The 12,144-nt window shown below is 72.2% G+C and carries 9 protein-coding genes; 3 read left to right on the top strand and 6 right to left on the bottom strand.

Annotated features, from left to right (window positions below; genetic code table 11):
* Positions 1-852: 852 nt before the first annotated feature.
* From ACI2L3_RS09515 to ACI2L3_RS09500, 4 genes are all read right to left on the bottom strand, one after another.
* Positions 853-2,031, bottom strand: a complete 1,179-nt coding sequence (locus ACI2L3_RS09515; RefSeq protein ID WP_404751733.1) for a serine hydrolase domain-containing protein — start codon at positions 2,029-2,031, stop codon at positions 853-855.
* Positions 2,032-2,099: 68 nt separating this feature from the next.
* A complete protein-coding gene (locus tag ACI2L3_RS09510) occupies positions 2,100-2,864 on the bottom strand; it encodes an energy-coupling factor ABC transporter ATP-binding protein (protein WP_404751732.1) in 765 nt (254 codons plus the stop codon).
* Positions 2,852-3,613, bottom strand: a complete 762-nt coding sequence (gene cbiQ / locus ACI2L3_RS09505) for a cobalt ECF transporter T component CbiQ (RefSeq protein WP_404751731.1) — start codon at positions 3,611-3,613, stop codon at positions 2,852-2,854. The genes ACI2L3_RS09510 and cbiQ overlap by 13 nt, the downstream gene beginning before the upstream one ends.
* A gap of 1 nt (position 3,614) precedes the next feature.
* Positions 3,615-4,715, bottom strand: coding sequence for an energy-coupling factor ABC transporter permease (locus tag ACI2L3_RS09500; protein ID WP_404751730.1), 1,101 nt, complete (start codon positions 4,713-4,715; stop codon positions 3,615-3,617).
* A 241-nt stretch (positions 4,716-4,956) separates the two neighbouring features.
* On the opposite strand from ACI2L3_RS09500, the gene ACI2L3_RS09495 reads away from it, so the two are divergent.
* Positions 4,957-5,301, top strand: coding sequence for an SsgA family sporulation/cell division regulator (locus ACI2L3_RS09495; protein ID WP_404751729.1), 345 nt, complete (start codon positions 4,957-4,959; stop codon positions 5,299-5,301).
* Between the two features lie 40 nt (positions 5,302-5,341).
* Here ACI2L3_RS09495 and ACI2L3_RS09490 read toward each other — a convergent pair whose 3' ends face one another.
* Positions 5,342-7,597 carry an MMPL family transporter gene (locus tag ACI2L3_RS09490; protein ID WP_404751728.1) on the bottom strand — a complete coding sequence of 752 codons (2,256 nt, stop codon included), beginning with the start codon at positions 7,595-7,597 and terminating at the stop codon, positions 5,342-5,344.
* Between the two features lie 110 nt (positions 7,598-7,707).
* Entirely contained in the window at positions 7,708-8,298 is a 591-nt protein-coding gene (locus ACI2L3_RS09485) for a TetR/AcrR family transcriptional regulator (RefSeq protein WP_404751727.1), read from the bottom strand.
* A gap of 204 nt (positions 8,299-8,502) precedes the next feature.
* Between ACI2L3_RS09485 and ACI2L3_RS09480 the strand changes: the two genes are divergently transcribed.
* Positions 8,503-11,805 carry a S41 family peptidase gene (locus ACI2L3_RS09480; protein ID WP_404751726.1) on the top strand — a complete coding sequence of 1,101 codons (3,303 nt, stop codon included), beginning with the start codon at positions 8,503-8,505 and terminating at the stop codon, positions 11,803-11,805.
* A gap of 89 nt (positions 11,806-11,894) precedes the next feature.
* Positions 11,895-12,089 carry a hypothetical protein gene (locus tag ACI2L3_RS09475; RefSeq protein WP_404751725.1) on the top strand — a complete coding sequence of 65 codons (195 nt, stop codon included), beginning with the start codon at positions 11,895-11,897 and terminating at the stop codon, positions 12,087-12,089.
* The last annotated feature ends 55 nt before the right edge of the window (positions 12,090-12,144 follow it).

Below are 12,144 nucleotides of genomic sequence, written 5' to 3'. Positions count from 1 at the left end.
CCAGCCCACCCCCACCCGCCCCCCACCCCCCCCCGCGCCCCCCCCCCCCCCCCCCCCCGGGGGCGCGCGCCCCCCCCCCCCCCCCCCCCCCCCCCCCCCCCCCCCGTGCCTCCCGGCGCCATCAATGTTCCCGCACCGAATATTGTCGGCGGGGTCATTGACGACAGCCTCTTCGGTGGTGCTGGCTTGGGCCACCTCGTGGGCGGAGACGACGAGGACGTCTAGAGGCTTCGACCGCGGCCCTCTGCGAGTTGGCCGGAGGGTGATTCGCCCGGTCTCCCGCTCGCGTCACGCCAACCTCCGCAGTTTCCGTTCGGGGAACGGTCACGGTGACCGTTCCCCGAACGCTTTCCCGAACTCCTGCGGCCACGTCGGCTTTGGGGCGGGAGCCCGGCGCAGGGGGTGGGGGCGGGGCGCCGATCTAGGTTGTGGGGCCGGGGCCGCGTCGTTCTGGCCCGGGACCTGGCCGAAGGCTCGGTGGGGGCGGGCGGGTGGGGAGCTGACGGTGCCGGACCGGGGGGGCCGTGCGGTGGGGCTTGGCCGCGCGCGGCGGGTGGCGGTGCGATGGGAGCTGGCGGGGCCGGGCGGATAACGGTGCGCGAAGTCAGGGCGCCGATTGCTGTCGTGGGCCACGTCGCCCTGGCCCGGGGCCTGACCGAAGGCTCGGTGGGGGCGGGCGGGTGGGGAGCTGACGGTGCCGGACCGGGGGGCGGTGCGGTGGGGCTTGACCGCGCCGGGTGGCCGACGGCACGAAGGGGACTGGCGGGGCCGAACGCGCGACGCCCGAGGGGACTTGGCGGCACCCGGCTCCGGGACGGTGCGGAGTGGGCGGCACCCGACGCCAGGTGGGCGTTACAGCGTGTCCCGGAGCGCGCGGACCAGGGACTGGGCCCGAGGATCCGCCGTAACCCCCTTGTTCATGCCGTTCGTGACGTAGCCGAACGCGAGCCCCGACTCCGGGTCGGCGAAGCCGAGGGCGCCCCCGCGGCCGGGGTGGCCGAAGGAGCCGGGCCCGAGGAGCGGGGACGCGGGCCCGTGCAGCATGTAGCCGAGGCCGAAGCGCGTACCGACGACCAGCACGCGGTCGGGCCCCGCCGACGCCTCGCCCCGCGCCAGCGAGACCGTGGCCGGATCGAACAGCCGCCGGCCACCGTCGACGTCGCCGATCAGGGCGGCGTAGAAGCGGGCCAGGCCGTCCGCCGTGGCGATGCCGTTGGATGCGGGCAGGGCGGCGGCCCGGTACTCCGGGTCGTTCTCGTCGGGCAGAGGGTCGATCGCCCCGAACGCGCGACGGGTGAGCGAGTCGGGGTCCGCGTACGCCTCGGCCACGTTCCGTTTGGGACGCAGGCGCAGGCCCCCGGACGCGGCGGGCGGCTCGATGCGGCCCAGTCGGCCGACCCGCGCGGACTCCGCGTCCGGCAGCCCCACCCACAGGTCGAGGCCGAGCGGCCGTGCGATCTCCTCGGCGATCCACTCGCCGACGGGCCGGCCCGTCACGCGCCGCACCAGTTCGCCGGTCAGCCAGCTGTACGTCTGCGCGTGGTACCCGTGGTCCTCGCCGGGCTCCCAGAACGGGGCCTGCGCCGCGACCACCGCGGCGGCGAGGTCCGGGTCGAGCGCCTCGGCGGGGGTCAGCGGACGGTCCAGGGCGGGCACCCCGGCGCGGTGCGAGAGCACGTGCCGGACGAGGACGCGCTCCTTGCCGCGCGCCTTGAACTCCGGCCAGTAGGAGCCGACCGGCGCGTCCAGGTCCAGCTCCCCGCGCTGGTGGAGGAGGAGCAGCGCGGCGGCCGCGACACCCTTCGTCGCCGAGCGGACGATCTGCGCGGTGCCGGGCCCCCACGGGGCGTCCCCGGCGGCGAGGTCCCCGTCGACGTCCTTCGTACCGCCCCACAGGTCCACGACCTTGTGCCCGTCGCGGTAGACGGTCACCCGCGCGCCCCGCTCGCCGCCCGCGGCGAAGTTGTCCGCGAACGCGTCCCGCACCGGCTCGAAACCGGCCGCCACCGTGCCGTGCACCGTGCCACGCACCGGAACAGCCCCACCTATGACGTCATCGCTCATGACAAGGCCAACCGAGACCGCACGCCATCGATTCCCTAGCTCCCCACCCGTACCGTCTTCGGATCGAAGCCGAACGGCAGTTCCAGGCGGTGTGCGCTCATCAGGTCCTCGTCGCCGAGCAGCTCACCCGTCGGCCCGTCCGCCGCGATGACGCCCTCGCTGAGGATCATGGCGCGCGGGCAGAGCTCCAGAGCGTACGGCAAGTCGTGCGTGACCATCAGGACCGTCACGTCCAACGACCGCAGGATGTCGGCCAGTTCGCGGCGCGAGGCGGGGTCGAGGTTGGACGAGGGCTCGTCCAGGACGAGGATCTCCGGCTCCATCGCGAGGACCGTGGCCACCGCCACCCGCCGCCGCTGCCCGAAGGAGAGGTGGTGCGGCGGGCGGTCCGCGAACTCCGCCATGCCCACCTCCCCCAGCGCCTTGCGTACGCGCGCCTCCAGCTCCGGTCCGCGCAGCCCTGCCGCCGCGGGCCCGAAGGCGACGTCCTCCCGCACCGTCGGCATGAACAACTGGTCGTCCGGGTCCTGGAAGACGATGCCGACCCGGCGCCTGATCTCCGCCATGTGCTCCTTGCCGACGGGCAGCCCGGCCACGGTGACCGTGCCCGCGCCGCCGGTCAGGATGCCGTTCAGGTGCAGGACGAGGGTCGTCTTGCCCGCGCCGTTCGGCCCGAGCAGGGCGACGCGCTCGCCGCGCGCGACGGTGAAGTCGACGCCGAAGAGGGCCTGGTGCCCGTCGGGGTAGGCGTAGGCGAGGCCGGAGACCTCGAGAGAGGCGGGAGCAGTCACAGGGTCCATCCCAACAGGCATACGGCAAGTGCGGTCGACGGCAGGGTCAGCGCGTACGTCCACTGCGCCCGCGAGGCCGTCACCTCGTCGATGACCGGCATCGATCCGGCGTAGCCCCGGCTGACCATGGCCAGGTGCACCCGCTCGCCCCTCTCGTACGAGCGGATGAAGAGCGCGCCCGCCGACTTGGCGAGGACGCCCCACTGACGTACACCCCGCGCCTCGAAACCGCGCGACTCCCGGGCGATCTTCATGCGGCGCATCTCGTCGGTGATCACGTCGCCGTACCGGATCATGAAGGAGGCGATCTGGACCAGCAGCGGGGGCAGTTTCAGGCGTTGGAGGCCGAGGAGCAGGGAGCGCAGTTCGGTGGTGGCGGCGAGGAGTACGGACGCGGCGACGCCCAGGGTTCCCTTGGCGAGGACGTTCCAGGCGCCCCAGAGTCCGTTGACGCTCAGGGAGAGGCCGAGTACGTCGACGCGCTCGCCCTGCGCGACGAACGGAAGCAGCACGGCGAACGCCACGAACGGGACCTCGATCAGCAGCCGCTTCAGCAGGAAGCCGGCCGGGACGCGGGCGGCGTGCGCGACCACGCCGAGCAGGACCGCGTAGACCCCGAAGGCCCACATCGCCTCGCGCGGCGTGGAGACCACGACGATCACGAAGCAGAAGACCGCCGCGAGCTTGGTGTGCGGGGGCAGCGCGTGCACCGGCGAGTGCCCGTGCCGGTAGAGCCGGTGGGCGTGGCCCGCGCCCACGTCAGGCCTTCTCGGAAGCGGGAGTCTCGGGTACGGCGGGTACGGCGGGTTCGGCGGGTACGGCGGCCGGAGACGCGTCACTCGTACGACGCCTCCGCAGCGCCCAGAACACCCCCGTCCCCGCGACCACCGTGACGCCCACGCCGATCACGCCCGCGAGGCCGCCGGAGAGGCGGGAGTCGGTGATGTCCTCGACGCCGTAGTCGGCGAGCGGGGAGTCCGCGGTGGCGTGTTCCTCGGCCTTCTTGTCGATGCCCTTGTCGTGGGCGACCTTCTCCAGGCCGTCGGGGTCGGCCGAGGCGTAGAAGCTGACGAAGCCCGCGAGGACGAGGGAGGCGACGATGCCCGCGATCCAGACCGGGCGGGTCGAGCGGGCGGCGGTGACCGGCACGGGGGCCGCGGCGGGCGCGGGCGCGTCCACCAGCTCTCCGCCGATCCGCAGCTGCAGCCGCTGCGTCAGGCCCCTGGCCCCGTACACCAGGTCCGGTCGTACGGCGATGACGGCGCCGACCGTGAGCGCGGTGATCGCGGCCTCGCCGATGCCGATGAGGATGTGGACGCCGACCATGGCGGTGGCGACCTTGCCGATGGAGACGTCGGTCGTACCACCGATGGCGTAGATGAGGGTGAAGGCGACCGCGGCGGCCGGCACGGACAGCAGCGCGGCGACGAAGGAGGCGACGGTGACGGAGCGGCGGCCGCGGGGCAGCACCTTCACCAGGCCGCGGAAGGCGAGGTAGGCGACGACGGTCGTGACGATCGCCATGTCGGAGATGTTCACGCCGAGCGCGGTCAGGCCGCCGTCCGCGAAGAGGACGCCCTGCATGAGCAGGACGACGGAGACGCAGAGGACGCCGGTGAAGGGGCCGACGAGGATCGCGGCGAGCGCGCCGCCGAGGAGATGTCCGCTGGTCCCGGCCGCGACGGGGAAGTTCAGCATCTGCACGGCGAAGATGAAGGCGGCGACGAGACCGGCGAGCGGCGCGGTGCGCTCGTCCAGTTCGCGCCGGGCGCCCTTGAGGCTGACGGCGACGGCGCCCGCCGCGACGACCCCGGCGGCGGCGGAGACCGGGACATCGATGAACCCGTCGGGGACATGCATGCGCGCGCTCCTGGGCAGGCGCCCTGACAGGGCGGAAGGCTCGTGAACCGTTCGATGCTCGTGAACCGTTCAATGATAGGGCCTTGTTGCAAACGGTTTGCAAGAGCGCGACTGTCCCGAATCGGCTACGCACCTCCGCGCGCCCCCACCGCGCCCGCCGCCGCGGCTGTCCACCCGCAACGAAATATCGTACATATGGGACATTGGTGAGGGAATGCCCGCAGGAATGAGGAGTCCAGCGATGCCCGCAGTAGAGCAGTACGCACGCGCCCACCTCGTCACGGACTCCTCCGAGGGCCACCGCGCCGTCCCCGTCGTCCTGCGCTACGACCCGGAGGCCGACCCGCACGCGGTACGGATCGACCTTCCCGACGCACCGCACCGCGTCTTCGCCCGGCAGCTCCTGGAGCGGGGACTGCGGGCCCCGGCCACCTCCGGCGGCGTACACGTATGGCCGTGCGGCCGGGTCCAGACGGTCGTGGAGTTCCACGAAGGCGACGGGGTGACGGTCGTGCAGTTCGACGCGTCGGCGCTGATCCGCTTCCTGCGTCGTACCCGCACGACCGCCACCCCGGTCACCCGCTGACAGTCAGCCGCTGACGGTCACCCGCTGACGTCACACCAGTTCAGACGCGGGTGAGCTCCCGCTCGGTGCCTGCGTCCTTCTCCGCCGCCGTCCGCAGCCCCTCACCCTCGACGTCGACGTTCGGCAGCGCGCGGTCCAGCCACCTCGGCAGCCACCACGCCTTCTTGCCGAGCAGCGCGAGGACCGCGGGCACCAGCGCCATGCGGACCACGAACGCGTCGAAGAAGACGGCGATCGCGAGACCGAAGCCGATCATCTTCACCATCTGCTCGCTGGAGCCGATGAAGCCCGCGAACACCGCGATCATGATGACGGCCGCCGCCGAGACCACGCGCGCCCCGTGCCGGAAGCCGGTCACGACCGCCTGGGCCGGGCGTTCCCCGTGGACGTACGCCTCGCGCATCCGCGTCACGAGGAAGACCTCGTAGTCCATCGCGAGGCCGAAGACGACGCCCACCATGAAGATCGGCATCATCGACATGATCGGGCCGGTCTGCTCGACGCCGAAGAGCGAGCCGAGCCAGCCCCACTGGAAGACCGCGACGACCGCGCCGAGGGCCGCGAGGACCGAGAGCAGGAAGCCGAGGGCCGCCTTGAGCGGGACCAGGACCGAGCGGAAGACGATGATCAGGAGCAGGAAGGCGAGGCCGACGACCAGGGCCAGATAGGGCAGCAGGGCGTCGTTGAGCTTCTGCGAGACGTCGATGTTCATGGCCGTGGTGCCGGTGACCATGATCTCGGCGCCGGAGTCGGACTTGATCTGCGCACCGGTGTCGCGGATCGAGTGGACCAGGTCCTCGGTCTCGATGCCGCTGGGCTTGGAGGACGGCACGACGCTGATGATCGCGGTGTCGCCGGCCTTGTTGACCATCGGCGGGGCGACGGTCAGCACGTCGTCGAGCTTGGAGATCGTCTTGCGGATCTCGCCCGCGGCGGCCTTGGGGTTCTCGGCGCCCTTCAGGTCTCCGACGACCATCAGCGGGCCGTTGAACCCGGGGCCGAACCCGTCGGAGACCAGGTCGTACGCCTTGCGCTGGGTCGTGGACGTCGGCTGCGCGCCGTCGTCCGGCAGGCCGAGTTCGAGCTGGGCGACCGGGATGGCGGCGGCGCCGAGGCCCACGATGCCGACGAGCAGCACGGCGACCGGGCGGCGGACCACGAAGCGGGCCCAGCGGGTGCCCATGTTCGGCTTCTCGCCGCCGTCGGAGTCGGCGGCCTTCTCGTTCGCGGCCTTCTCGTTCGCGGCCTTCTTCTTGGCGCCGCCGAACAGCCTGCTCTTCTCGCCCATGGGAAGGACGCGCTTGCCCGCGTACCCGAGCAGTGCAGGGATGAGCGTGAGGGCGATGAGGACGGCGATCACGACCGTGCCGGCCGCGGCGAAGCCCATCTTCGTGAGCATCGGGATGTTGACGACGGCGAGGCCGACCAGCGCGATGACCACGGTGAGTCCGGCGAAGACGACCGCCGAGCCCGCGGTGCCGACGGCCCGGCCCGCCGCCTCCTCGCGGTCGCGGCCCTCGGCGAGTTCGCCGCGGTAGCGCGAGACGATGAAGAGCGCGTAGTCGATGCCGACCGCGAGGCCGATCATCATGGCGAGCGTCGACGTGGTGGTGCCGAGGTCGAGCGCGTTGGCCAGCGCAGTGATCGTCGAGACGCCGATGCCCACGCCGATCAGCGCCGTGAGCAGCGGAAGTCCGGCCGCGATGAGCGAGCCGAAGGTGATGACGAGGACGACCGCCGCGACCGCGATGCCGATGATCTCGGTCGACCCGGTCTCCGGCATGGTCTGGAGGGCGTCGCCGCCGACCTCGACCGTGAGCCCGGACTCGCGCGCCTGGTCGGTGGTCTTCTCCAGCGCGTGCCGGTCGTCCTCGGTCAGCTCCATCGAGGTGACCTTGTACGAGACGGAGGAGTACGCCGTCGAGCCGTCCTTGCTGACCGTCTTGGTCGCGAAGGGGCTGTCCGCGCGGGCCACCTGGTCCGAGCCCGACTTGATGGCGGCGACGGTCTTCTCGATCTCGGCCTTGTTGGCCTTGTCGGTGACCTTCTCGCCGTCCGGCGCCTTGAAGACGACGCGGGCGCTCGCCCCGTCCGCGCTGGCCTCGGGGGCCCGCTTCTCCAGCAGGTCGAAGGCCTTCTGGGCCTCCGTGCCGGGTATGGAGAAGCTGCTGGAGGCGGCGGTGGGCGCCGAGGCCGCGCCGACTCCTGCGAGGGTCAGGAGCGCCACCCATATGAGGGCGGCGAAGTGGCGTCGCCGGAAGGCGAGTTTGCCGAGTTTGTAGAGGAAAGTGGCCACGGGGGCGTACTCCCGGTCAGGTCGTGTGTCCGGATGTGGGCAGGGGGGATCAGCCCGACGACGTGAGCGGTTGACGTCAGGTAGAGGGGGTGGGGAGGTAGGTGGGGAGGTCAGATGCCGAGAGCGGGGAGGATCACGGCATCGATGTACGAGGCGAGGAAGTCGCGGTCGACCGGGCGGTCCTCGATGAGGTCCCGGGCCACGAAGGCGCCGACCATCATGTGGACGGCGAACTTCAGCGCCGGATTGTCCGCGGCGATCTCGCCGCGGTCCACCGCTCTGCGCAACAGGTCGTTGAGGCCGGTGAGCTCCGGCTCGATGAGCAGGTTGCGCAGCGCCTGGTGGAGTTCGGGGTTGTCGTGGACGGCATGGAACAGGCCCCGCATCAGCGCGGCGTCCTTCTCCATCTGGCAGTCGTCCGAGCGGGCCACCATCTCGTACAGGTCGCCGCGGAGCGAACCGGTGTCGATCTCCGCCAGGGACGTCGGCTTGTTGTGCCGCAGCGCCTTGGCGATGAGCTCCGGCTTGCTCCCCCACTGGCGGTAGAGGGTGGCCTTGCTGGAGCGGGTGCGGGCGGCGACGGCGTCCATGGTGAGCGCGTCGTAGCCGACCTCGCGGAGCAGGTCGAGCACGGCCTCGTACAGCTCGGCCTCGCGCTCCGGTGTGATCCTGCTGCGCCGCGCCGGTGCCGCTTCAGTCATGATCTCCACCTCCTCCGGGTGCCCCGGTCCTCTCGTACGAAACTGTTTCGTACGCCATGACATGCGCTGACTGTACGCCCCTCGGCTAACGAAACGAAACCGTTTCGTACGTGTGCTGCATCACGTGCCCGGCTCGGCCCCGCGCGGCACATTCCGTGCCCGGCACAAGTTGCCGCGGCCCCCGGAGCGGAAAAGCATGGACAGGTGACCGACGCGCGCGAAGACACCCAGGACGACCACGCCTACCTGCGTTTTCCGCACCTCAGCGGCGACCGCCTCTGTTTCGTCGCCGAGGACGATCTGTGGGTGGCGCCCCTCAGCCCCGAGGGCACCCCCGCCGACCGGGCCTGGCGGCTCACCGTCGACCGGACCAAGGTGAGCCATCCCCGCTTCTCACCGGACGGCCGCCACATCGCGTACACGACCTGGCGCAGCCTCGACCCGGAGATCCATCTGGTCCCGGTGCGCGGCGGGCCCTCGCGCCGCCTCACCTACTGGGGCAGCACCGACACCCGGGTCTGCGGCTGGTCCCCCGACGGCGACATCCTCGCCGTCTCCTCGCACGGCGAGCCCTTCTCGCACCTGTGCTGGGCCTACAGCGTGCCCGTCGACGGCTCCCCGGGCGGCAAGCTGCCCTGGGGCCCGGTCTGGGACATCGCGGTCACCGACTCCCTCGCCGACCCCCTCGCCGACGGCGAATGCGACCGCAAGACGCTGCTCCTGACCGGCAAACCGCCGCACGAACCGGCCGCCTGGAAGCGGTACCGGGGCGGTGCGACGGGCCGCCTGTGGATGCACGGCCGACGCATCCTCGCCGACCTGGAAGGACACCTGGACGCGCCCATGTTCGTGGCCGGGCGCATCGCCTTCCTCTCCGACCACGAGGGCATCGGCAACCTCTACTCCTGTCTGCCCGACGGCTCCGACCTGCGGCGCCACACCGACCACGCCGACTTCTACGCCCGGCACGCGGCGAGCGACGGCACCCGCGTCGTCTACCAGTGCGCGGGCGACATCTGGCTGGTCGACGACCTCGCTGCGGACTCCGTGCCGCGCCGCCTCGACGTGCGGCTCGGCGGGCCGCGCGCCGGCCGGCGGGTCTATCAGGTGCCGGCCGCGCAGCACCTCGACGCGCTCTCCGTGGACGCGACGGGCCGGGCGAGCGCCGTCGTCGTCCGCGGCTCCCTCTACTGGCTCACCCACCGCGACGGCCCGGCCCGCACCATCACCGACACCCCGGGCGTGCGGGTCCGCCTTCCCGAGATGCTGGGCACCGGCGGGCAGGTCGCCTACGTCACCGACGCCGAGGGCGAGGACGCCATCGAGATCGCCTACCTGCCGCGGGCCAGCGGCGCCCGCGAGCCGCGCAGGCTGGCGAGCGGCCGGCTCGGCCGCGTCCAGGAGATGGTGGCCGACCGCGACGGCGGACGCCTCGCCATCGCGTCGCACGACGGCCGGCTGCTCCTCGTCGACACGTCGGAGGACTCCGAGGGCGAGGTCAGCGAGCTGATCCGGTCCGTCAACGGGCCCGTCCGCGACCTCGCCTTCTCCCCCGACGGCTGCTGGCTGACCTGGTCCCACCCCGGCATCGGCCGCTCCCTGCGCCAGATCAAGCTGGCCCGCATCGCCGGGCCGGGTGCCCGCACGATCGTCGACGTCACCAACGGCCGCTTCGAGGACGAGAACCCCGTCTTCACCCGCGACGGCCGCTACCTCGCCTTCCTCTCCTGGCGCGGCTTCGACCCGGTCTACGACGTCCACACCGGCGACCTGTCCTTCCCGCTGGGCTGCCGCCCCTACCTCGTACCGCTGTCGTCGGCGACCCCGTCCCCGTTCGCGCTGCTGCCCGACGGGCGCCCGGCGGCCGGCGGCCTCGACCCGGCCGAGGGTGCCGCGGGCGACGGCACCACGACGGTGGAGGTGGAGGGGCTCGCGGCCCGGGTCACGCCGTTCCCGGTCGCCGCGTCGAAGTACTCGGCACTGCACCCCGTCAGCGGCGGCGGCCTGGTCTGGCTGCGCTGGCCGATCTCGGGCGCGCTCGGCGAGACCTTCGTCAACCCGGCCGACACCTCGGGCCGCCCCACCCTCGAACACTTCAACATCACCAAGGCCAAGAAGTCCCAACTGGTCGACCACCTCGACTGGTTCGCGCTCAGCGGCGACGGCTCACGGCTCGTGGTCGTCGACGAGGGCGACCTGAGCGCCGTGCCCGCCACCGAGCAGGGCGACGGCGACACCACCGTCTGGATCGACCTGCGCCGCATCCTGCACGAGGCCGACCCGGCAGCCGAGTGGCGCCAGGCCTACGAGGAGGCGGGCCGGATCATCCGCGCCTACTTCTGGGACCCCGGGATGTCCGGCATCGACTGGGACGGGGTGCTCGCGCAGTACCGGCCCCTCGTCGAACGCGTCGCCTCCCCCGACGAGTTCGCCGACCTGCTCCGCGAGGTCCTCGGCGAACTGGGCACCTCGCACGCGTACGTCTCCGCCGCCCGCCGCAACGAGGGCCCGCCGCACTACCAGCGCGCCATGGGCCTGCTCGGCGCCAACCTCGTGCACCGCGACGGCGGCTGGACGATCCAGCGGATCCTGCCCGGCGAGTCCTCCGACTCCAAGGCGCGCTCACCGCTGGCCGGCGCGGGCATCAGGGAGGGCGCGATCCTCACCCACATCGACGGCCGCCCGGTCGACCCGGTCACCGGGCCCTTCCCCCTCCTCGCGGCGGCGGGCGGCACGACCGTCGAGCTCACCTTCGAACCCGCGGAGGGCGAGGGCCCGCCCCGCCGGGTCGCGATCGTCCCGCTCATCAACGAACGGCCCCTGCGCTACCAGGACTGGGTGGCCAAACGCCGGGAAGTCGTACGGGAGCTGAGCGGTGGCAAGTGCGGCTATCTGCACATCCCCGACATGGGCGGCTCGGGCTGGGCGCAGTTCAACCGCGACCTGCGCATGGAGGTGTCCCGGCCCGCCCTCATCGTCGACGTGCGCGGCAACGCGGGCGGCCACATCAGCGAACTCGTCGTGGAGAAGCTGACGCGCAAGATCCTCGGCTGGGACCTGACGCGGAACGCCCAGCCCGTTTCGTACGCCTCCAACGCGCCCCGCGGCCCGGTGGTGGCCCTCGCCGACGAGGCGACGTCCTCGGACGGCGACATGATCACGGCGGCCTTCAAGCTGCTCGGGCTCGGCCCGGTCGTCGGGCAGCGCACCTGGGGCGGTGTCGTCGGCATGACCGGACGGCACGCGCTCGGCGACGGCACGGTGATCACGGTGCCGATGAACGCGGGCTGGTTCGACGCGTACGGCTGGGGCGTCGAGAACCACGGCGTCAGCCCCGACCTCGAAGCCCTGCGGACGCCGCTGGACTGGGCGGAGGGGCGGTACGCCCAACTCGACGACGCGGTACGGCTCGCCCTGGACCTCCTGGAGCAGAACCCGGCGGTCACGCCCCCCGACTACTCGGACGTACCGGACCGCAGCCGGCCGCCCCTGCCGCCCCGCCCCTGACCTGGCTACATGATCGAAATGCGAAGTATGCCCGCCCATGTAAATCTGATCGAGGCCCCATCCCCCACCCAACAACGGGAGTGAACCGCATGGGCATCAAGGACCAGTTCCAGGACAAGGCTCGGGACCTCGCCGACAAGGCCCAGGACTCCACGGGCGGCGCCCGGGACAAGGCGCGCGACCGGGCCTCGCAGGCCCAGGACCAGGCGCGCGACCGAGCCTCGCAGGCTCCGGACGAGGCCCGTGAGGCCGCGCAGGAGCAAGAGGACAAGTTCAACCGGTAATACGACGCCTGACGTTGAGCTCGTACGGAGGCCCCCGGGACGCCGGGGGCCTCTT

The sequence above is a fragment of the Streptomyces sp. NPDC029674 genome (assembly GCF_044903205.1).
Taxonomy (GTDB): domain Bacteria; phylum Actinomycetota; class Actinomycetes; order Streptomycetales; family Streptomycetaceae; genus Streptomyces.
This window is presented reverse-complemented; position numbering and strand designations above follow the sequence as displayed.

Coding starts and splice junctions, on each gene's coding strand:
- ACI2L3_RS09495 (WP_404751729.1), top strand. CDS start 4,957: ATGCCCGCAGTAGAGCAGTACGCACGCGCCCACCTCGTCACGGACTCC.
- ACI2L3_RS09500 (WP_404751730.1), bottom strand. CDS start 4,715: ATGCATGTCCCCGACGGGTTCATCGATGTCCCGGTCTCCGCCGCCGCC.
- ACI2L3_RS09510 (WP_404751732.1), bottom strand. CDS start 2,864: ATGGACCCTGTGACTGCTCCCGCCTCTCTCGAGGTCTCCGGCCTCGCC.
- ACI2L3_RS09485 (WP_404751727.1), bottom strand. CDS start 8,298: ATGACTGAAGCGGCACCGGCGCGGCGCAGCAGGATCACACCGGAGCGC.
- ACI2L3_RS09475 (WP_404751725.1), top strand. CDS start 11,895: ATGGGCATCAAGGACCAGTTCCAGGACAAGGCTCGGGACCTCGCCGAC.